This is a genomic window from Bradyrhizobium sp. HKCCYLR20261, from assembly GCF_051168435.1.
Lineage (GTDB): Bacteria > Pseudomonadota > Alphaproteobacteria > Rhizobiales > Xanthobacteraceae > Bradyrhizobium.
Genome location: NZ_JBNPUZ010000016.1, coordinates 1 through 19893 on the forward strand (window position 1 = coordinate 1; position 19893 = coordinate 19893).

Genomic DNA, 19893 nt, shown 5'->3' on the forward strand with positions numbered 1-19893 from the left:
GCGTATAAGCGTGAAGACCATCGCGCAGGGAATGCCGGCGTGTTTCGGCTTTGCCTGTGGTACCTGCCGCCTGCATTTTTTTACGCAGGCGGGCCATGGGTGAGGCTGTCACCCGGCATTCCCTGCGCCCTCTGCATAATCGCGAGGGACGAACTGATCGCAGACCTCGGGCATCACGTGCCGCGAGACGACGACTGCACGCCCCTCGCCCGCCTCAGCTGTTTGAACCGTGAATCCGTCCCACTTAACCGCCGTCGTCCCGGACAAGCCGTGATGCGCGCAGCGCGTCGCGGCGCCGATCCGGGACCCATACGCCGTGACGACAATGATGCGCGAAGAAGCCAATCGCCAGTCTGCCTCAAACTGCTCCCTGGGGGTATGGGTCCCGGCTCAAGGCCGGGACGACGGCGGTGATTGTCGCGATAGCGAGACCCGATCCCCGGGGGCCATGAGACAACCGCGCAAGGAATTGAGACACCCCGTCGCGAATGCACCCGATCGTGATGATCGCGCTTTGGACAACCGCACCACGCCGATTGCAACTGCCCCGTTTGCTGTTATTCAGGCGCGGCTTGAACGGGGGTTATTATGATTTGGAAATTGCGTCTGGCTGGTCTCGCCTTCGCGTCGCTGGTGATCGCACAACCTGCTTTGGCCGCCGACGATCCGTCCGGCACCTGGCTGACCCAGGCGGGCGATGCCAAGATCAAGGTCGCCAAGTGCGGCGCCAATCTGTGCGGCACGGTGGTGTGGCTGAAGGAGCCGATGGACACCGACACCGGCAAGCCGGCGGTCGACAACAAGAATCCCAATCGCGCGCTGGCCAACCGTCCGATCATCGGGCTGCAGTTGTTCGAAGGCGTGCACCCCGAGGGGCCGAACAAATGGTCCGGCAAGATCTATAACGCCGATGACGGCCAGAGCTACACCAGCCACATCTCGGTCTCCGGCCCGGACACGCTGAAGGTCGAGGGCTGCGTCGGCGCGATGTGCGGCGGCGAGACCTGGACCCGCGCGCGCTGAGCGACCTCAGGCGGCCGCGGTCTTGAGCGCGGTCGCCGCGGAGGCGTAGCCGCCTTGCGCACCGTCGACGAAGTGCACGTGGTCGGGACGAATGGCCGATGGCGTGAAGCACGTCATCATCGCCGTATCCTGCCGATGCAGTCCGTATCGCACGATGCCATCGGCGGCGGCCTCGCTGAGACGCCGCTCCAGCTCCTTGGCGAGATCCTCGGAGCAGTCGAGGATCATGCGCAGCGCATCGTCATATTTTCGGAAGTCGGAATTCTCGACGACCTGCTGCCTGTAGAGAACAGGCACGAAGCCACCCATGTTGATGCCGAAGCGCATAACGGCATAGACGAACAGCGTGCGCCCGATCACGCGGACCCAGCGCGAGACGGCCGAGCCGCGCGTGGCGCGCACCTCGTAGCCTAGCCCCTGCGGCGGCCACCGCAGGGCGGGCCCGCCGGCCGGCACCGGCCGCCCGGCGTCGGGGCTCCGCTCGGTGAGCGTGATGATGTCCTCGATGACTTTGCGATACGCCTGCGGATCCGCATTGGCGCCCGGCAGCACCAGCACTGACAGGATCAAGCCGCGCGCCGAAGGCATCTCCTCGAAGCGGCACGACAGGCCCGACAGATCGGGCTGCGCGCCCGATGGCGCCGGTGAGACCGCGAATTCGCCGCGCTTCATCGCCGCCTCGGCCCAGCCCAACCCGCCGCCGGCGAACATCGCATAGGACAAATTGGCCGACGGCCCGTAGCGCGCGACGCGCACGTCGAGGCCCTGCGCGCGGATGGCCGTCACGGGCACCAGCGCGACACGCATCGAAAGATCGAGATCCTCCCGCACCCAGGTCGCCGTCGCAGACAGCGCCTCGCGCGCCGCGGCGGCATCCTCCGGGCCCACCGCGAAGCTTGCGCCGTCGCCGCCGAACACGAACGGGAATTCGCGCCCCTCCAGCGCGTTGGTCACCGCGGCGATGACCGCCGCTCCGGCCATGTTGACCGCCTTGTAGCGCTTGTCGGCAATCGCCTTGGTCGAATCGACGATATCGGCGGTGCCGATCAGCCAATCGTCCGGCACCGGCTTGTAGAGCCCGGGATCCATCAGCCTCGAGAAGCCGCGAAAGACCGGGATCGAAGCGTAATAGTCTGCAGAGCTGATCTTCGACATGCGAGGTCATCCGTCGGAATGCGCCTTCCATGCGGAGCTACGATCATCCCTGTCAAGCGGGTTCAGACCGGAAGCGTCAGGCGGCACGTGTTATCGTTCCGTCGGCATCGACGTGCTAGCCTTGCCTCATGAGTGCCGACTCCCCGCCTGTCCCCCAACTCGCCGCCCGCGCCGTGCAGATCGCGGACCGCATCAATACCGCCGGTTTCGAAGGCCAGGTGCTGTCGGCCACGCCGCTCGCGGTGCGCATCGGCGAGACCGGCATCGCGGTGGTGTTCCGCTATGGCGTGGTCGTCTTCATCGGTCTGACCGTCGCCGAGGAGATCAACGTCCTGGACCAGTTGAGTCCACGGCTGTTCGGTCCGATTTCGCCGCCCGAGGAGGAATTGGCGAAGGTCCAGGTTGCCCGCGAATCCGAGGAGCCGATCCCGGTCGGCGGTCCGATCCTGGTCAAGGAGCTGTCGATCGAGCGGCTGCTGATCGTCGCCGATGCGCTGGCCAAGAGCGTGGTGCTCGGCCGCAGCGAGCGCGAGATCGCAGCCGTGTTCGACACGATCGAGCCGTTCGCGCGCGAGCTGGCCTCGCTGGGCAGGACCTCAAAGAGCCGGGTGGCGATGCTCAAGCTGCTCGGCGCGGCGCTGCTGGTGCAGCACCGCGTCTCCGGCCGCGTCGCCGTCGGCGAGAAGCCCGACGTGCTGTGGGACCGGCCCGATCTCGAACGGCTCTATGCGCGGCTCGAGGACGAGTACGAGTTGAAAGAGCGCGAGGAGACGCTCAACCGCAAGCTCGCGGTGATCGCGGAGACCGCGACCGCGCTGGCCGACATCATCGACACCAAGCGCTCGCTACGGCTCGAGGTCATCGTCGTCATCCTGATCGCCTGCGAGATCGTGCTCGGCTTCTACGAGATCTTCGCCCGCGCCGGCCATTGACGCCAGGCGTTTGTCTACGGCGCGCGAGTCCGGGGCATTCAGCTCGGGTTCAGCCGCCGGATGGAACATTGCGGTCATGCTCGACGAGGAGCACGGGGAGCGAGTTGGATGACGAGGGCAGACCGTCGTCGTTGTTGGATGCGGGGCGCATGAGCGCCGTCGCATCACTCCAGCGCGCTGACGCTCCAGGTCGCATGACGGACGCCGGGCAGCCTGCCCAGCTCCAAGACGATCCGGTCGAGTTCTGCGCTCTCCACGGCGAGCGGCACCAGCGCCGCGGTGATCTCGACGATGTCCTCGGAGCGGTAGACGACATCGGTCTCCCGCACCGGATAGCTCGCCGCCTCCAGCCGCTCATCGACGGCCTCACGCAGCTCGGCCGCATGCAGCACGTCGGTGGTCACCACGATCTTGTAGTGAGCCTCCGAGGTCTTGGCATTCAGCGGGATGCGATCGATGGCGTTGACCAGCGGCCGCAGCAGCGTGTTGCCGGCGAGCACGAACAGCGTCAACGCCAGCGACTGCGCGATCAGGTCGGCGCCGGCGCAGGCGCCGACCGCGGCGGAAGCCCACAGCGTTGCCGCCGTGTTGAGGCCGCGGACGTTCATCCCCTCCTTCATGATCGTCCCGGCGCCGAGAAAGCCGATGCCCGAGACCACATAGGCGATGATGCGCACCGCGCCATCGGCGCCGGTCAGGCGATTGCCGATGTCGACGAAGGCGGCCGCGCCGACGGCGACCAGCACGTTGGTGCGCAGGCCGGCGCTGCGCTGCCGGTATTGCCGCTCGGCGCCGATCAGCGTGCCCAGCACGAAGGCCGTGAACAGGCTGACGATGGTGTCGAGGAAATCATAGAGCTGGAACGTGTGCAGGAATCGCATGGGCAACGGGCCGTTCGAGATCACGCGCGCGGCCGTCTCGACCGCGGACAAGGATGGTATCGGGCAGTCGGACCACCGCGCGACGGCCGCTTTCTTAGGCCGTCCTTGATCGAAATCAAATCCCAATCCCTCCTGCATCTTTTAGGCTGACATGATCAACAGGCAGATGACGTCATTGTCCGACACGCGAAGGGACTATAGTCCCGCCGTCAGGCTGGGACATGATGCCGTGAGCGCGGTGAAGCTGTCCCAGGAGCTCACCGCCGAGATCGATGCGTGGGCGGAGACCCACCAGATCACGCGTTCCGATGCCATCAGCCGGTTGCTTGAGCTGGGCCTCGGCGTCGCTCCGCCGCCGCGACCGCGCCGTCTGCGAATGGATGATCCGGCGGCCATCGAGCAACGCACCATCAGCCTGATCGACCAGATGCTGGATCCGGCGTTGCCCCAGGACGAGCGCGAACGCCGCATTCGCCGGCTGATCGAAGGGCCGCCGGAGTTTGCCAGCGAGCGCATCGACCTGCCCAAGCCAGCCAAGTGACGATCAGGCCGCGGCGTGCGCCGCCACCGCCTCGTAGATGTCGTCCTCTTGCGCGGTATGCATGCGCACCAGCGTCTCGATCGCCTCGATGACGCGCTGCGCGTCGCGGATCAGATAGCGGTCGACGTGCTCGGAGGGCAGGTCCTCGACGAGGCGGCCGAGCAGCCGCGCCAGATGCAGGATCTCGCGATGCGCCCGGCTCATCGCCGACAGGCCGTGGCTCTCCTGCAGCAGCCGCGCGAGCTTGGGATAGACCGAGCCCTCGTCGTCGCGCTCATGGGCGACGACCTTGTCCTGGACCAGGCCGTTCGCCTCCATGATCAGCGCCACCGCGTTCTCGGGCGAGGCCTCGTCGAGCGCATCGACGATGCCGCGCAGCCGGTCGAGGCCGCGCAGCAGCGCCTGGTGGTCATGCCGCAGCCCGCGACCGTCCTCGGCCGTGATCTGCCCGGCCTTGCCGCGGCCGGCCGGCAGCAGCACGCGCAGCGCGTTGAGGATCACGGCGACATCGATCGCCTCCTGCACCAGGGCGGCCGGCACCGGCTGCAGCAGCCCGAACGCCGCCGCGCCCATCGCGATGAACGACAGCCCCATGCCGGCGAAGATGCTCTCCAGCGCGATCCGCCGCGCGCGCTGCGCGATCACGATCGCCTCACCGACGCGGTCGAGACGATCGGCCAGGATGACGACGTCGGCGGCTTCCGACGAGGCGCTGGCGCCACGAGCCCCGAGGGCGATGCCGACGTCGGCCGAGGCCAGCGCGGGCGCATCGTTGATGCCGTCGCCGACCATGATGGTCGGATGCAGCCGCTGCTCGCTCTTGACCGCCTCCACCTTGTCGGCCGGAACGCGATCGGCGAGCACGGCATCAAGGTCGAGCGCGGCGCCGATCGCCTGCGCAGCCGCGGCGCGGTCGCCGGTCACCATGACCATGCGGGCGATGCCGGCCTGGCGCAGCCAGCGGATCGCGCGCGGCGTGTCGGCGCGCAGTTCGTCCGCCAGCAGCAGCGCGCCGATCAGCCGCCCCTCCACCGCGACGAAGACGATCAGGGCGGAGCGCCAGGAGGCGCGGCGGATGGCGCGGGCGGCCCAGGGCGGCGGCGTGCGGGAGCCAAGCACCAGATCACGCGAGCCGGCGATGACGGCGCGGCCATCGATGAGACCTTCCAGGCCGGAGCCCATCGTCTCCCGGACCTGCGCTGGCACCTTCAGCTTCAGCCCCCGCGCCTGGCCGGCCTGCACGATCGCGTGGGCCACCACATGATGCGAGGCCCGCTCCAGCGACGCGCAGAGCAGCAGCACGTCGTCCGCATCCTCGCCCGGCGCCGCATCGACCGACAACAGCCGCGCGCCGCCGACGGTCAGCGTGCCCGTCTTGTCGAACAGCACGGTGTGCGCGCGCGCGAGCGCTTCGAGCTTGCCACCGCCCTTGACCAGGATGCCGCTGCGGGCGGCCTGAGCCACGCCGGCGATGAAGGCGACGGGCGCCGCCAGGATCAGCGGACAGGGCGTCGCCGCGACGAGCACAGCGAGGCTGCGGATCAGATCGCCCGAGGCGACATAGGCCGCGCCCGCGATGATGAGGCTGACCGGCAGGAAGATCAGCGCGTAACGGTCGGCCAGCCGCACGAACGGCGCCTTGGCGGTCTGCGCGGCCGTGACCAGCTTGACGATGCCGGCATAGGTGCTTTCTCCCGCCGTCGCCGTGACCGACATCTCGAACGTGTCGCCCGCATTCACCGAGCCCGACAGGATCGCCATGCCGCGCGTCTTCGTCACCGGGATCGGCTCTCCGGTCAGCGCGGATTCATCGACCACCGCGAGCGCCGCCTCGACCACGCCATCGACCGGCACGATCTCGCCGGCCCGGACCATCAGGCGATCGCCGATGATCACGGCAGCGATGGGAACGTTGTCGATGTCGTCGCCGCGACGGCGATGCGCCTCGCGCGGCGCGCGATCGACCAGCGCGCGCAGATCATGCTCGGCGCGGGCGACCGCGATATCCTCGAGCACGTTACCGCCGGAATACATCAGCGCCACCACCGCGCCGGCCAATGGCTCGCCAAGCACGATCGCCGCGCTCATGGAGACCAGGGCGATGGCGTCGACACCGATGCGGCCGGCAAGGACGTCGCGGATGATCGAGACGATGAGGCCGGCGATGACGGGAACGGTTGAGGCCGTGAAGGCGATCCCGGCGAGGTCGGAGCGGCCGAGCAGATACGCGACGCCGCCCGCGGCGAGGCCGCTCACCGCGATTGCAACGAGGGTCCACCGCAGGATGCGCTCGAACATGGGATGCCGGTTTCCGGATTGCGGCGCCACTATCGCCGCTGCCGCCCCCGGTGCGCTTGAGCGAAATCAACCCGCTCAGGCGGTATTGCCGGCGTCCACCGTCAGCACCGTGCCGGTCACGTTGCGACCGCCGTCGCCGAGCAGATACTCGACCATCGCGGCGACGTCCTCGGTCTCCGGCAGCCGGCGCAGCGCGCTACGCCCGGCGATGCGCTTCTGCTGCTCCGCGTCCATGCTCTGGGTCAGCTCGGTCGCGATGAATCCCGGCGCGATCGCGTTCACGGTGATGCCGACCTTGCCGACCTCGCGAGCCAGCGAGCGGGTGAAGCCATTCGCGGCCGCCTTCGTCGCGCCATACACGGAGAGGCCGTTGTAGCCGGTCGAGGCGATGATCGAGGAAATGTTGATCACGCGCCCCTCGCCCGCCGCCATCATGTGGCGCACGACGTATTTTGTGAGGACCATCGGCGCCAGCACGTTGAGCCGCACCAGCGCCTCGATCTCCGAATTGTGCATGGTCGCGAGCAGCCCCTCGGTGCCGATGCCGGCATTGTTGACCAGGCCATAGATCGGACCGAAGGCATCGCGCACCGACTTCACGAACGCCGGGATGGCGTCGGTGGCGCTGAGGTCGCAGGCCTGGAAATGAATGCCGCCGCTGCTGGCACTGAACTCGGCCATGGCCGCGCGCAGTTGCTCGCTCTCGCGACGCGCCACGGCGATGACATCGTAGCCGGCGCCGGCCAGCCTGCGCGCGATGGCCAGTCCGATGCCGCGGCTGCCGCCGGTGACGAGAACGTTACGCATCGGCACGCGCCAGTTTGCCCGCGGGGGTGACGTCGAGCGCCGGCACGAAGCGGATCATCGCGGGCACCTTGTGCGCGGCGAGGCGCTCGCGGCACTGGCTGAGGATCTCGTGACGAACGACATCTACCCGCGCGGAATCGGCCTCCGCCGTCAGCACGACCTCGGCGACGACGATGCCGCCGGTGATCGGGCTGCGTCGCGACTTGGCCCGCGACATCCGGACCTCCGGATGGCCGTTGATCACCGCCTCGATCTCCTCGGGATGCACCTTGAGCCCGCCGACATTGATGATGCCGTTGCGCCGGCCGACGAAGTAGTAGCGATCGCCGCGCAGCTCGACCATGTCGCCGGTGTCGACATAGCCGTCGCCGTCGGTGATCGCGGCGGCCGCGCGACCGATATAGGCATGTGCCGCGCGGCGCGAACGGATGCGCAGCGAGCCGTCGACCACCTTCATGTCGACCGCACCGCGTCCCTCGCCCAACAGCGCAGCCGGGAATCCTTCCAGCCCGTCATTGACGGCAAAGCCGACGCCGGCTTCGGTCGAGGCATAGGCATGACCGACCGAGGCGTTCGGAAACGCCTGCTTCAAGCCGTCGAGCACGGCCTGGTCAGCGATCTCACCTGAGAGCCGCACATAGCGTGGCGCAAAGCTTGCGGCCGAGCCGCTCATCAGCAGCTTGCGCCAATGCGACGGCGTCCCCGAAATGTGGGTGACGCCGCGCGCGTTGAGACGCGCGACATGGTCGGCCAGTGCCTCGCCGGGGTCGGACAGCACCATGGAGCCGCCGCCAACGATCGCACGCAGGAAAATCTGCAGCCCTCCGTAGCGCCGGATGTCGTAGAACGTGGCCCAGACCGGCAGCGCGTCTCCGGGCACGGGGCGGTCGCCGATGATGGCGCCACACAGGCCCTCGAGCGTATGGCCAACGATCTTGGGCACGCCTGATGTGCCGGAGGTCAGCATCAGCCATTCGGTGGCACGCACGGTCTGCGCGAGACGCGAGGCAGGCCGCGGCAGAGCCACGGGGATGATGAGATCGATGCCGCATCCGGTGAAACGCGCCGGCTCATCGGTCACGACAGCATCGATCTCCGCATCGGCGATCAGGCTCGGGAGATGCTCGCTCTTGAGATCGGGCGGGCACAGCAGCATGCGCCGGGCCACGCCGTCGATTTCGATCAGCGCGAGCCCTGCCAGCAGCTGGCCCGAGGTCGCGAGCAGGACGGAGCGGCCATCGAGTTCGCCGCTCCGGCCTCCGACGCAGCTCTGTGTCGTGAGCTGCGCGAGCGCTACGACGTGCCGCGGGTCGGAGATCGTCCGTTCCGTCAGCGCCGTCCCGAGATGATCGCGCAGCGCGAAGACTTCACGCGGGGACATTCTCGTAAGCCGCAATGAAGTCGCCGATCGTGTTGGGGAAGGTGACCTCTTCAGACAGCGTGAAGGGATCGACACCGAGATCATCCTCGAGCCGCGCCACGAGAATGGCAAAGGCGAGCGAGTCGAAGCCGGTCTCATGCAGGCTCAGTTCATCCGTCAGCGGCGGCAGCTTGACCTTCTGCTCCTCCGCGATCTGCTTGATGGCTGCAATGATCCTCAACCGTACCGACATGGGTCAATCCACTTGCTGTTCAAAACGATGCAACCGACGATACGGGGCGATGGTGAAAGAACCCGGTATTTGCCCGGAGGTTTCGAGGGCGTTGGTAAATGCACATCGTCGCCTATGATTAAACTTGTCTACAAACGGACCCCGCCGGCGACGACCCGCGCATAACCTTCGGAGTCGAGCGCGCGATAGGCACCGGTCGCGGCCTCACGTAGATAGATCGGATCGGACACACGCGACGGATCGAATCCGTCGCGCATCAGATCCTGCTTCTTTTGCTTGAATGTCTCGGTCGCCTGCAGCGACGGCGTGAGGCGCAGCGCGACGGGCTGCGCATAGGCCGGCAGCCGGCGCGCGAGCTCCACCGAGAGCGCCTCGAGATCAAAATCCTCGTTGACCACGAGCGCTGCCATACCGGCGCGCCCGTCGGTACCGGGTACGACAATTCCATAGGTCGAGGCTTCCACAACACCCGGGCATTGCAGGATCGCTTCGTTCACCTCGCTGGTCGCGACGTTCTCGCCTTTCCAACGATAGGTGTCGCCGACGCGGTCGACGAAGTAGAAGAAGCCTTGCTCGTCCTGGCGCATCAGATCGCCGGTGCGGAACCACGCATCGCCCTTGGCCCGCACGCCGCAGAGGACCTTCTTCTCGGTCTCGGCCGTGTCGGTATAGCCCTCGAAGCGGCCGCCGCCTTCATCCGCGGTGCCGATGCGCCCCACGGCTTCGCCGATCTCGCCGCGCGCGCAGGGGATGCACAGCCCGTCGGGTCCGCGCAGCGGCGTGCGCTGGTCGGCATCGAGCTTGATGATGTCAGCCGGAAAGCGATGCGCGAGCAGCGACGGCACCCGGCCGATCGATCCCACCCGTCCCTCGACATTGTAGAGCGAGAAATTGCCTTCCGTGGCGGCGTAGAACTCCAGCACCTCAGGGATTGCGAAGCGCGACTGGAAGGCCTCCCAGACATCGCCGCGCAGGCCGTTGCCGCATGCAAGCCGCAGCCGATGCGCGCGCTCGAACTCGGACGGCTCGGCCGCGAGCAGATAGCGGCAGAGTTCGCCAATATATTGCACCAGCGTGCAGTCGGTGCGGACGATGTCGCGCCAGAAGTTTCGCGCCGAGAATTTTTCCGCGAGCACGGCCGCAGCGCCCGCGCGCAACATGCTGCACGGCGCGACGATGCCGCCGACGGAATGATAGACCGGCAGGCAATCATAAAGCCGGTCATCCGAAGTGGCGCCGGTCAGACCGGCGAACCAGCCGCCCCAGTTCATGATGCGGCGATGGCTGATGCTGGCGGCCTTGGGCAGGCCGGTCGTGCCGGAGGTGTAGATCAGCAGCGCACGGTCGTTGATCGTGACGGCCGGACGCGCGGCGGACGGAAGCGGATGGCCGTCCGTTTCGGCAAGAACGGCTGTCAGCTCATCCTCGGTCCAGACCCGCGGCGATGCTCCGATCTCCGGCTGCGCACCGGCGAAGGTCTCGTGAAATTCGTCGGCGACGATGATCTGCGCTGGCCTCGCGACATTGATGCAATGGGCGAGCGATGATCCCACCAGATTGGTGTTGATCAGCGCGACCACGCCGCCGACGCGGCTGATGCCGAGCCACGCCGCGAGATAGTCCGGTCGGCTGGGCATCATCAGCGCGACCGTGTCGCCGGACCGGATGTGCTGCGCCAGCGCCCAGCGGGCGTATTGGTTGATGCGGGCCGCGAGCTGGCCGTAGGTGAAGGTCTCGCGGTCGGAGATCAGCGCCGGCTTCTCGGGCTGCTTGGCGGCCCAGTCGTCGACGATATCGGCAAACAGCCGCGCGGGCTCCGCCTCGATCCGTGCGGTCAGCTCGATCGCCTTCAGCCAGATCTTCGCCGTCGACGGACGCCGGACGGGCGTCGTGAGTTCCGCAGAGTTGCTCGCGCGCTCGGAGTTCATGCCTGCCACCGCCTCAGATCCCCGGTCCTTATAGGTCGCCAGGACTGACCAGGTGTTAAGCAGCAGGGTTAACCTCCGAAGAGTCGGGCGTGGTTGATGCGAATGCGATCCTTTACGAAGTTCTCGGAAATACCGGTTAGTCTCCCACTCCCAAACCATGCCAACGCGAAGGCCGGCATGCCCAAGGACACGACGATCACACGACGTGCACTGCTGTGCTGCATCGCCTGGAGCAGCGCTGCGGCCATCTCTCCGGCGGCGGCGATCGCCGGGCCCGAGGCGCCCTATCCCGCGCGCCCGGTCACCTGGGTCATTCCGTTCGCGCCCGGCGGGGCCACCGGCCGGCTGTCGCTGCTGATCTGCGATCGGCTGTCGCGCCGGCTCGGCCAGCCCTTCGTGCTCGACCACCGGCCCGGCGCCGGCGGCGCCGTGGCGACCAAGAGCGTCGCGACCGCCGCCCCTGACGGCTACACGATCCTCGCCACCTCCACCGCCAACATCATCACCGCCTCCAGCGGCGCCTCGCCCGCCCCCGACGAGGATCTCATTCCCGTGGCCGGCATGGCCCGCATGCCGCTGCTGCTGCTGGTCAGCAAGCAGCTGCCGGTGAAGACGCTGCCCGAATTCCTCGCCTATGCCCGCGCCAATCCCGGCAAGCTCAGCGTCGGCTCGGCCGGACCGAGCACGATCCAGATGCTGTCGGCCGAGCTGTTCCGGACGCTGGCGGGCGTCAGCTGGTCCATCGTGCACTATCGCGGCTCGGGACCGGCGCTGCTGGACCTCGCCTCCGGCCACATCCATGCGATGTTCGACAACACCGCCTCCGCCGTCGACCTGCTGCGCAGCGGCAAGGTCCGGGCGCTGGCGGTGTCGACGCGCGAACGCGCCGCGGCCTTCCCCGACCTGCCGCCGGTCGCCGACGTGCTGCCGGCGTTCGAGACCTCCGGCTTCTACGGCGTCGCGGTGCCGCGCGGCACGCCGAAGCCGATCGTCGACCTGCTCAACCGGGAGATCAACGACGCGCTCGCCGATCCCGAGATCATCCAGCACTTCGCCGAGATCGGCGCGACGCCGCTCGCCGGCGACACCGGCGTCTATGCTGCGACCTACCACGCCGAGATCATGCACTGGCGCAAGCTGATGCCGCAGGCGAGCGCGAAGAACTGATCTTCGCGCCCGCATCTCTCGTCCTCAGCCCGCCACGCCCTGCAGCACCAGCCGGTTGAGCCGGGCGGCGAACGCGGCCGGATCCTCGGGCAGCTCGCCGTCGAGGATCTGCGCCTGCTCCAGGAGCAGGAACGACATGTCGTCGACCTTGTCCTTGTCGGCCGCCGCCTTGGCGATCGCCACCACCAGCGGATGGCGCAGGTTGATCTCCAGGATCGGCTTGGTGCGGGCGCCGCGCGCCTGCTGCGACAGGATCCGCTCCAGCTCGCGGTCCGGCCCATGGCTGCCGGCGACCAGGCACGAGGCGCTGGTGGTGAGCCGGGTCGAGACCTTCACGTCGGTGACGCGATCGCCGAGGCTCGCCTTGATCAGCGCCACCGTGTTGGCCTCGTCCGCCTGAGGCTTCTCCGCCTCCTCGGCCTTCTGCTCCTCGGTGACCGGGATGGACTCGAAGTTGATGTCGCCCTGGCTCAGCGACTTCAGCGGCTTGCCGTCGAACTCCAGCCGCGCCGAGGTCCAGAACGCATCGACTGGGTCGGTCAGCAGCAACACCTCGATGCCGCGCGCCTTGGCGGCCTCAAGCCGCGGGTTGGACTTCAGCCGCTCCAGGCTGTCGCCGACCAGGAAGTAGATTTCGGTCTGGTTCTCCTTGAGGCCTTCGACATACTGTTTCAGCGAGCGCCGTTCTCCGATCGTCGTCGTGAAGCGCGACAGCGCCAGCAGCTTGTCGCGGCGCTCGAAATCCTCGTACAGGCCTTCCTTGATCACGGCCGCAAACGCGTCCCAGATCTTGTCGAAATTCTCCGCATCCTTCTCCGCGAGCTGCTCCAGCTCGCTGATCACGCGCGTGGTCACGGCTTTCCGGATCTGCGCCAGCTGCGGATTGTTCTGCAGCATCTCGCGCGAGATGTTGAGCGGCAGGTCCTCGCTGTCGATCACGCCGCGGATGAAGCGCAAGTAAGCCGGCAGCAGGTCGGCATCATCGGTGATGAAGACGCGGCGGACATAGAGCTTGACCTTGCCCTTGCGCGCCGGCTCGAACAGGTCGAACGGCTTGGTCGAAGGCGCGAACAGCAGCACGGCGTAGGAATAGCGCCCTTCCGCGCGATAGTGCAGCGTCATCGCGGGGTCGTCGAAGGCGTTGGCGATCGACTTGTAGGCGGTCTTGTAGTCCTCAGGCGTCTGCTCCGACTTGGAGCGCTGCCACAGCGCGCTGGCCGAATTGATCTGGCGCGGCTCGCCCTCGGCGGCGACCAGCATGATCGGAAACTGGATGTTGTCGGAGTACGCGGTGACGATGCGCTCGATCTCGTAGGTCTCGAGATATTTCTTGGCGTCGTCCTTGAGGTGCAGCACGATCTCGGTGCCGCGCGCCACGCGGCTAGCATCCTCCTCGGAGGCCGGCGCGACCTCGAAGCCGGCGCCGCCGGTCGAGGTCCAGGTCCAGACCTCGCTGCCGCCGGCACGGCGGCTGATCACGGTGATGCGGTCGGCGACCATGAAGGCCGAGTAGAAGCCGACGCCGAACTGGCCGATCAGGCCGGTGCCGTCCTTGGCCTCCGACAGCTTCTGCACGAACGCCTTGGTGCCGGAGCGGGCGATGGTGCCGAGATGGTCGATCAGCTCCTGCCGGTCCATGCCGATGCCGCTGTCGGCGATCGTGAGCGTGCTGGCGTCCTTGTTCGGAATGATGCGGATCTGCGGCGGCTCGCCCTCGCCGATCAGCTCGGGCCTGGCGATCGCCTCATAGCGGAGCTTGTCACAGGCGTCGGAAGCGTTGGAAATCAGCTCGCGAAGGAAAATATCGGTCTCGGAATAGACCGAGTGCACCATCAGATGCAGCAGCTCGGAGACTTCGGCCTGAAATGGATGGGATACGGTGGCGGTGTCGGTCATCGTCATGCGTCTTCCCGGAAGCAATCGCGGTTGAGGAGAGACCGTCGATATAGCGCTGACGCCGCCGTGATCAAGAGTTTGGGAGAGGGGTGGTCGGATCGGAGGCCGAGCGGCACGCTTGGCCTCCCTGGGGGAGAGCTTGTGCCCGGCTCCATCGGCACGAGCGGTGCGCTCCCTCTCCCCGTTCTTCACGGGGAGAGGGGCAGCTCCGCGGGTGGTGCTTGCCGCCGAGCTCGGATGCTTCCCCGTTGCCGAAGAGAGAAGTGCGAGGTCCCCAACAGAAATGCGCAGGAAGGGGGGCACGTCTCTTCCGCTTAGACCTCCCGTGCGGCTGCCCCTCACCCCGACCCTCTCCCCGTGAAGAACGGGGAGAGGGAGCGCACCTTCCGTGCGGTTGGCGGAGAGGCAACACAGTTGACATGGATCAATGACCGAACTCGCGGAGCCGGCGCATGTTGTCCGATACGCCTGATGCGCCGGGCTTATTATTTGTTGCATATGCAACAAATTTATCACCGCACCGGGCACATTCATTGTGACAACATCATAATGTCACCTCAGCTTCACTGAAGCCATCTACGGCTCGATCCCGTTCCACCAAGCCACGGGGATTCGCATGCCGCGCTACTACAAAGTCCTGCAGACGCAGCGCTTCGACGACTATCGCTACTATCATCAGAGCCGGATCAATCAGACGCTGCACCTGATCAGCGCCGTGATCTTCCTCGTCGCCTACGCGCTGCTGTTCAAGGACCCGGCGATGGCCGGGCTGGTCGGCTGGCTGGCGATGCTGACGCGCCAGGCTGGGCACTTCTTCTTCGAGCCGAACGGCTACGACCACGTCAACGACGTCACCAACGACTACAAGGAAGCGGTCAAGGTCGGCTACAATCAGAGCCGCAAGATCGCGCTGCTGACGGTGTGGGGCCTGGTGCCGGTCGCGCTGTTCGCCTTCCCCACGCTGTTCGGCCTGTTCGACCCGCCGGTGACCCGCACGGACTTCATCCGCCACGTCGGCGTGCTGTGGCTCGCCGTCGGCATCGGCGGCGGCCTGTTTCGCGTGATCCAGCTGTTCGCGACGCAGGACGTCTCGACCGGCCTGATCTGGGCGTTCAAGGTGCTGACCGACCCGTTCCACAACATCGCGCTGTACTGGAAGTCGCCGCTGGCGCTGCTGCGCGGCGAACTGATCGACCCGACCATCAAGGACGCCTCGCATTGGGGCGCGGCGGAGGACGACGACGCCGAGGAGGCCGCGCATCTCACCTGATGTGCCTCTCGCGCTTCCACCGCCCGCCGCGCGGGCGGTGGAACCAGCTGCGACCATCAACAACATGGAACGACTCTTCCGCTGCGCCGTTGCGGCCTCAGTGCTGGTGGCCTTCAGGAGCTTTCCATGTGTGACTACAGCCTCCATACTGTCGCTTCCCGTGATGCCAAGATCGACGACGTGCTGGTCTCCTGTCGCTTTCCCGGCACGGAGACCCGCGGCTTCTGCACCAAGAACGATCCGTTGACCGCTGTCTGCCTGCGGCCCGGCACCGAGCTGGCCTTCGAAGGCGACGTCCGCATCAAGGGCTTCTTCTTCCGCCGCAAGGTCGGCGCGCAGCTCGCCCGTTTCCGCCAGGTCGACACCAACAAGCCGACCGAGCATCACGACGCGCTCGAATTCGCCAACGGCCGCATCGTCAAGGTCACCGACCTCGCCGCCGGCCAGCGCGCCCGCGTGCTGCAGATGCCGGCCGATCCCGCCAGCAAGCGGACGGCGACGCCGGTCACGATCGAACTGCGCGCGACGCAGCTCTGAGAGCCCGGACATCATCGACGGCTGCGCCACGGCGCCGCCGTCCCCGATCGGCAGCCGAGAACCCGACCGCTCGCTGACAGCCATTCGGTTGCTGGCCGAAAGCTTGCCCACGTCGCATCCGCGCGCGCTGTGCTCCGCATGCGCTGCTCCGAACATCGTCATCATCAGAACTGATCCGCATGCGTAGGCGCGTTCCCGCGGCACATGCGATGCCCGGGTGGTGCGGCCGTCATCCCTCTCAGATGCAGAGGGCGCGGGGAAGGCCGGGTGCTGACCACGGCCCATGGCCCGCCTGCAACAAGGAAAGCAGGCGGCAGTCACCACAGGTCGGGCCACCAAGCGGCCTCCCCCGCGCAATGGTTTTACGGTGTCCTTCGTGCTCTCCCTGGGGATCGGCGTTCTTGCCCCCATCGCCCGCGTGTGCCGTCAAGCAACGACCGCGGACTTGACCTCAGCGTCGAGAGGCCAGGACCACACGACTTCGCCGTCCGCGTCGGCCTGTGCTCGTCTGGCACAGCCGTCACGTCCATCGCAGCCCACCTCACGTTCGTGACGACGCGTCCGTCCCTCTGCTCGAGGCGGGATGGAGGGAGATAAACATGATTTCGGAAAAGAAGCAAGATAAATTTCGGTAAGAACGAATTTGATCCGCGTCGTATTCGACGCCGATATTGTGCGAGGTGCGCCCCCGGAGGGCGGTGCGCTCCCCTCCCCCTTGCGGGGAGGGGTTGGGGGTGGGGGTCTCCGGGCGATGAGCTTTGTTGGGACGCACCGGCTCAAAAGCGATCGCGCTTTATCGACAGACTGCCGGTGGGGACCCCCACCCCCGACCCCTCCCCGCAAGGGGGAGGGGAGCGGAGCGGCGGGCGTGGCCTAATCCGGCAAATTGGTGAACTTCGGGCGCCAGACGCCGAGGATGACGTTGACCGTGGCGACGCCGAGCATCACCCAGATGGCGCCCTGTTCGGTGCCGAAATTTGGCGCCAGCGTCGCTGGGTCGATCTGGCCGGCGACGGCGCGGGCGGCTTCTTCAGCGGCCTCCTGCATCGGGCCCTGCACGGCGGCGAAGCCCCATTCGAAGACGAGGATGCCGGAGGCGAGCTTGGCCAGCGCCCAGCCGGCGCTGTGCAGGGCGCGGTTGATGGCGATGGCGAGCAGGCCCGCGACCAAAGTGAGGCCGAGCGAGGGGAAGAACACGTAGTTGACGATGGCCCCCATCGCCGCGCGCATCTCGGCATAATGCGACAGCGACACCGAGGGCTGCGGGATCAGGCCGAGCAGCACGACCAGGCAGGCCATGGCGCCCATCATGCCGATCGCGCCCATCGTATGCAGGAACTTCATCAGCCGTCGCATGGCGTTCCCCCTGGAGCGGCGTGGACCGAATGCATGTGGACTGCCGGCGGAGAGCACGCATCGCGCGCCCTGCCTGGGTGTCCGCGTCAGCCGGAGCGCGCCGGGCGAATCCCAGCAGCTTAAACGAACGGCGCGAAACCGCGGATCAATTCGCAGCAGCTACCAATGCCGCGTTCCCGGCGCGCCCTTGAACGGACCGACCACGCGCGACGTGATCCAGCCGCCATAGAAGTCGCCTTCTTGCGCTGCAACACGCTCCTCGCCGACGAAGCAGGCATCGACGCGGGACGCGTAGAACGCCAGATGTCGCGCGATCGGCGTGAAGGATGCGGTCGGCTGCTCGTAACTCCACGCCGCCTGCTCGGAGATGCGGCCATCGACATCCAGCGTCCAATATCCGGCAAAGCCCTTGAACTCGCAGAAGGAGCGGCCAGGCGCGCGGCGCAGCCACTGCATCGCAACGTGGTGCGGCGGGATGTAGTAGACCGGCGGGTGGCTGGTCTCGAGCACGCGATAGCCGTCTTGCGTGTCGGCGATCGTGACGCCGGCGAATTCGACGCGCAGCCTCGCCGTGCAACGCTCCAGTCGCGGTGGCCGCGGATAGTCCCACACCGATTCCTGTCCTGGTCCTGGCGCGATACGCTGCATTCCGATCCCTCCGCATGCGGACCAGCCCGCATGGCCGGCCGGCGACATCGGGATCAGAACGACGCTGGCGTCAGCAGGGATCAGCGTGCATCAGCTGCTGGACCTGGATCGCACCGGCTCGGGGCTCTTCGAGGTCAGGTCGGCTCCCGGCGCGCGCTCGATCCGGTACAGCTGGACATAGCTGCCGCGATACAGCGGCGACAATCCGGCGACCGTCGGCTGGCGTCGCGGCGGACCGATGAGAAGCACATCGTCGAAATCAGACCGCCAGCGATCCAGATAGGATGGCGGCGGCCCGTCGGACACCAGATCCGGCGCGCGCAGCCATCGCCATTCGACCGGCTCTCCCAGCGGCTCGGCGAGTTGATCGAACGGCGCGCGCACGATGACCGGCTGCATCGCCGGATGCGCGAACATCAGGGGCCAGAAGGCGCGGCGCTCGATCACGAGCAGGGCCGCCAGATGCGTATCGACCCGATGGACACCGGGCAAGGTCCGCTCGGTTCGGCTGCCGTCGTCGATCCCCTCCAGCTCGCCATTGGTCGCGAGCACGCGCGTTCCCGGCTGCACTTGCGCGATCGCCGCACGCAATTCGGCGAGATCATCACGATGATCGATCCAGCCTGCGCCGACATCGACACAGCGCAGGATCGTAAGCGCCCCGAGCACGAGCCCGGCATACGCAGCGCCGCGTCGGCTGAGCCGCGGTTGCAGCCCGGCGAACAGCAGCAGGCCCATCATCGTGGCAATCCGGAAATCGATATAGACGCCGTTGATGGCCTTCGCGGGGGCGATGACGAAGCCGAGCAGCAGCGCGCAAAGCGCGAGCAAGAGACCGGGAGCGAGTTCGATCTGTCTGCGGATCAGGACCAGCAGCGACAGCACGGCGCAGGCGGTGAGAAGCGTCAGCCCGGTGCTGGTGGTCATGAACGGAGCAAAGATCCACCATAGCTTCGGCTGCCACAGCCAGGGGCCGGGCCGCGCGCCGGCTTCGCCGAGCGGGCCGAGCGCATAGAGCGTCAGCGCGGGCATGACCGACAGCGCGAGCGCCGCGGCTGTGAGTCCGAGCTCTCGCGGCAGGCCCGTCGACCCGCGCAGCCGCCACAGCCGCTCGGCTTCGGCCGCGCCGACGATCACGGCGAAGAAGACGAGGCCGAGGATGTGCGACAGGAAGGTCGCCGTCGCCGCGAGCATGCCCCAGGCCGTCAGCAGCCACCAATCGCCACGTCGGCGCAGCATCAGCCAGCCGGCGGCGCCGCCGAGCGCCAGCCCGAGCGACATCTGGAAGTTCATGAAGCCGAGCAGGAAGACGCCGTTATAGGCGATGACGCCGGCGGCCAGCGGCCACAAGGACAAGCGACCGAACGCGGCGCGATGATAGGCCACGACGCCGGCGAGCGGCGCGAACAGGCTGAGCGCAAGCAGAATGCGGCCGCCGACATGAACGTCGGTGAAACGCAACAGCGCCGTGCCGATCAGGTCCATGCCGAGATTGGGCAGGATGCGCCAGTTCGGCTGGTACATCTGCGACAGCACGGGATCATCGGGATGCGCCAGCACGAACAGGCGCGCGAGGTGATTGGGATAGTCGAGCACCGGCGGCACGTCGACCAGCAGGAACGGGGTCGCGAGCACGATTGCGAGCAGGAGCGCCAGGACGAGCCAGAGGCGAGGAAGGGAGCGCGTCGTGGCAGCTGACGGAGTCTGCGGAGCCGCGCCGGCTTCGACAGGCAGCCCGGGTCGATCCTGCGCGGAAAGGCCGGCGAACGACCAGAACGGTTGCAGACGCATCGAGGTACCCACTCCCACCGGGATACTTCGATACCATCCGATCTCAGACT

General features: G+C 67.2%; 17 protein-coding genes. 6 read left to right on the top strand and 11 right to left on the bottom strand.

What is annotated here, in order from left to right:
- Positions 1-588: 588 nt before the first annotated feature.
- Complete coding sequence (locus tag ACQR1L_RS27605) at positions 589-1023, top strand: DUF2147 domain-containing protein (protein WP_434861072.1); 435 nt, start codon at positions 589-591, stop codon at positions 1021-1023.
- A gap of 6 nt (positions 1024-1029) precedes the next feature.
- Here the strand turns inward: ACQR1L_RS27605 and ACQR1L_RS27610 are convergent, their stop codons facing one another.
- Positions 1030-2178, bottom strand: a complete 1149-nt coding sequence (locus tag ACQR1L_RS27610) for a DUF3095 domain-containing protein (protein WP_434861073.1) — start codon at positions 2176-2178, stop codon at positions 1030-1032.
- A gap of 128 nt (positions 2179-2306) precedes the next feature.
- On the opposite strand from ACQR1L_RS27610, the gene ACQR1L_RS27615 reads away from it, so the two are divergent.
- Entirely contained in the window at positions 2307-3110 is an 804-nt protein-coding gene (locus tag ACQR1L_RS27615; protein WP_434861074.1) for an RMD1 family protein, read from the top strand.
- Between the two features lie 164 nt (positions 3111-3274).
- Here ACQR1L_RS27615 and ACQR1L_RS27620 read toward each other — a convergent pair whose 3' ends face one another.
- Complete coding sequence (locus tag ACQR1L_RS27620; RefSeq protein ID WP_434861197.1) at positions 3275-3991, bottom strand: MgtC/SapB family protein; 717 nt, start codon at positions 3989-3991, stop codon at positions 3275-3277.
- A gap of 151 nt (positions 3992-4142) precedes the next feature.
- Between ACQR1L_RS27620 and ACQR1L_RS27625 the strand changes: the two genes are divergently transcribed.
- Positions 4143-4532, top strand: a complete 390-nt coding sequence (locus ACQR1L_RS27625; protein WP_434861075.1) for a hypothetical protein — start codon at positions 4143-4145, stop codon at positions 4530-4532.
- 3 nt (positions 4533-4535) lie between these two features.
- Here ACQR1L_RS27625 and ACQR1L_RS27630 read toward each other — a convergent pair whose 3' ends face one another.
- The 5 genes from ACQR1L_RS27630 to ACQR1L_RS27650 form a co-directional block, all read right to left on the bottom strand.
- Positions 4536-6830 (bottom strand): heavy metal translocating P-type ATPase, encoded by a 2295-nt coding sequence (locus ACQR1L_RS27630; protein ID WP_434861076.1) that lies wholly within the window; start codon positions 6828-6830, stop codon positions 4536-4538.
- Positions 6831-6905: 75 nt separating this feature from the next.
- Positions 6906-7637 carry an SDR family NAD(P)-dependent oxidoreductase gene (locus ACQR1L_RS27635; protein ID WP_434861077.1) on the bottom strand — a complete coding sequence of 244 codons (732 nt, stop codon included), beginning with the start codon at positions 7635-7637 and terminating at the stop codon, positions 6906-6908.
- Positions 7630-9018 carry a class I adenylate-forming enzyme family protein gene (locus ACQR1L_RS27640; RefSeq protein ID WP_434861078.1) on the bottom strand — a complete coding sequence of 463 codons (1389 nt, stop codon included), beginning with the start codon at positions 9016-9018 and terminating at the stop codon, positions 7630-7632. Before ACQR1L_RS27640 ends, ACQR1L_RS27635 begins: the two co-directional genes overlap by 8 nt.
- Entirely contained in the window at positions 9005-9250 is a 246-nt protein-coding gene (locus tag ACQR1L_RS27645) for a phosphopantetheine-binding protein (RefSeq protein WP_434861079.1), read from the bottom strand. The genes ACQR1L_RS27640 and ACQR1L_RS27645 overlap by 14 nt, the downstream gene beginning before the upstream one ends.
- Positions 9251-9378: 128 nt before the next feature.
- Positions 9379-11178, bottom strand: coding sequence for a long-chain-acyl-CoA synthetase (locus ACQR1L_RS27650; protein ID WP_434861080.1), 1800 nt, complete (start codon positions 11176-11178; stop codon positions 9379-9381).
- Between the two features lie 177 nt (positions 11179-11355).
- Between ACQR1L_RS27650 and ACQR1L_RS27655 the strand changes: the two genes are divergently transcribed.
- The gene (locus ACQR1L_RS27655) at positions 11356-12345 is read left to right on the top strand and encodes a tripartite tricarboxylate transporter substrate binding protein (protein ID WP_434861081.1); all 990 of its coding nucleotides are present in this window, start codon (positions 11356-11358) and stop codon (positions 12343-12345) included.
- Between the two features lie 24 nt (positions 12346-12369).
- On the opposite strand, the gene htpG is transcribed toward ACQR1L_RS27655, so the two are convergent.
- Positions 12370-14247: a molecular chaperone HtpG gene (htpG, locus tag ACQR1L_RS27660; protein WP_434861082.1), complete on the bottom strand. Its 1878-nt coding sequence runs from the start codon at positions 14245-14247 to the stop codon at positions 12370-12372.
- A gap of 610 nt (positions 14248-14857) precedes the next feature.
- Between htpG and ACQR1L_RS27665 the strand changes: the two genes are divergently transcribed.
- Positions 14858-15511: an Mpo1-like protein gene (locus ACQR1L_RS27665; protein WP_434861083.1), complete on the top strand. Its 654-nt coding sequence runs from the start codon at positions 14858-14860 to the stop codon at positions 15509-15511.
- 126 nt (positions 15512-15637) lie between these two features.
- A complete protein-coding gene (locus tag ACQR1L_RS27670) occupies positions 15638-16048 on the top strand; it encodes a hypothetical protein (protein WP_434861084.1) in 411 nt (136 codons plus the stop codon).
- 873 nt (positions 16049-16921) lie between these two features.
- On the opposite strand, the gene ACQR1L_RS27675 is transcribed toward ACQR1L_RS27670, so the two are convergent.
- From ACQR1L_RS27675 to ACQR1L_RS27685, 3 genes are all read right to left on the bottom strand, one after another.
- Positions 16922-17404, bottom strand: a complete 483-nt coding sequence (locus ACQR1L_RS27675; RefSeq protein ID WP_434861085.1) for a hypothetical protein — start codon at positions 17402-17404, stop codon at positions 16922-16924.
- A gap of 159 nt (positions 17405-17563) precedes the next feature.
- On the bottom strand, positions 17564-18052 hold the full coding sequence (locus ACQR1L_RS27680; RefSeq protein ID WP_434861086.1) for a DUF427 domain-containing protein: 489 nt from the start codon (positions 18050-18052) through the stop codon (positions 17564-17566).
- Positions 18053-18142: 90 nt separating this feature from the next.
- On the bottom strand, positions 18143-19843 hold the full coding sequence (locus tag ACQR1L_RS27685) for a hypothetical protein (protein WP_434861087.1): 1701 nt from the start codon (positions 19841-19843) through the stop codon (positions 18143-18145).
- Between the last annotated feature and the right edge of the window lie 50 nt (positions 19844-19893).

Bases quoted from the DNA above. Each gene is read 5' to 3' on its own strand.
- ACQR1L_RS27605 (WP_434861072.1), top strand. From the start codon at position 589: ATGATTTGGAAATTGCGTCTGGCTGGTCTCGCCTTCGCGTCGCTGGTG.
- ACQR1L_RS27610 (WP_434861073.1), bottom strand. From the start codon at position 2,178: ATGTCGAAGATCAGCTCTGCAGACTATTACGCTTCGATCCCGGTCTTT.
- ACQR1L_RS27615 (WP_434861074.1), top strand. From the start codon at position 2,307: ATGAGTGCCGACTCCCCGCCTGTCCCCCAACTCGCCGCCCGCGCCGTG.
- ACQR1L_RS27620 (WP_434861197.1), bottom strand. From the start codon at position 3,991: ATGCGATTCCTGCACACGTTCCAGCTCTATGATTTCCTCGACACCATC.
- ACQR1L_RS27625 (WP_434861075.1), top strand. From the start codon at position 4,143: ATGATCAACAGGCAGATGACGTCATTGTCCGACACGCGAAGGGACTAT.
- ACQR1L_RS27630 (WP_434861076.1), bottom strand. From the start codon at position 6,830: ATGTTCGAGCGCATCCTGCGGTGGACCCTCGTTGCAATCGCGGTGAGC.
- ACQR1L_RS27635 (WP_434861077.1), bottom strand. From the start codon at position 7,637: ATGCGTAACGTTCTCGTCACCGGCGGCAGCCGCGGCATCGGACTGGCC.
- ACQR1L_RS27640 (WP_434861078.1), bottom strand. From the start codon at position 9,018: ATGTCCCCGCGTGAAGTCTTCGCGCTGCGCGATCATCTCGGGACGGCG.
- ACQR1L_RS27645 (WP_434861079.1), bottom strand. From the start codon at position 9,250: ATGTCGGTACGGTTGAGGATCATTGCAGCCATCAAGCAGATCGCGGAG.
- ACQR1L_RS27650 (WP_434861080.1), bottom strand. From the start codon at position 11,178: ATGAACTCCGAGCGCGCGAGCAACTCTGCGGAACTCACGACGCCCGTC.
- ACQR1L_RS27655 (WP_434861081.1), top strand. From the start codon at position 11,356: ATGCCCAAGGACACGACGATCACACGACGTGCACTGCTGTGCTGCATC.
- htpG (WP_434861082.1), bottom strand. From the start codon at position 14,247: ATGACGATGACCGACACCGCCACCGTATCCCATCCATTTCAGGCCGAA.
- ACQR1L_RS27665 (WP_434861083.1), top strand. From the start codon at position 14,858: ATGCCGCGCTACTACAAAGTCCTGCAGACGCAGCGCTTCGACGACTAT.
- ACQR1L_RS27670 (WP_434861084.1), top strand. From the start codon at position 15,638: ATGTGTGACTACAGCCTCCATACTGTCGCTTCCCGTGATGCCAAGATC.
- ACQR1L_RS27675 (WP_434861085.1), bottom strand. From the start codon at position 17,404: ATGCGACGGCTGATGAAGTTCCTGCATACGATGGGCGCGATCGGCATG.
- ACQR1L_RS27680 (WP_434861086.1), bottom strand. From the start codon at position 18,052: ATGCAGCGTATCGCGCCAGGACCAGGACAGGAATCGGTGTGGGACTAT.
- ACQR1L_RS27685 (WP_434861087.1), bottom strand. From the start codon at position 19,843: ATGCGTCTGCAACCGTTCTGGTCGTTCGCCGGCCTTTCCGCGCAGGAT.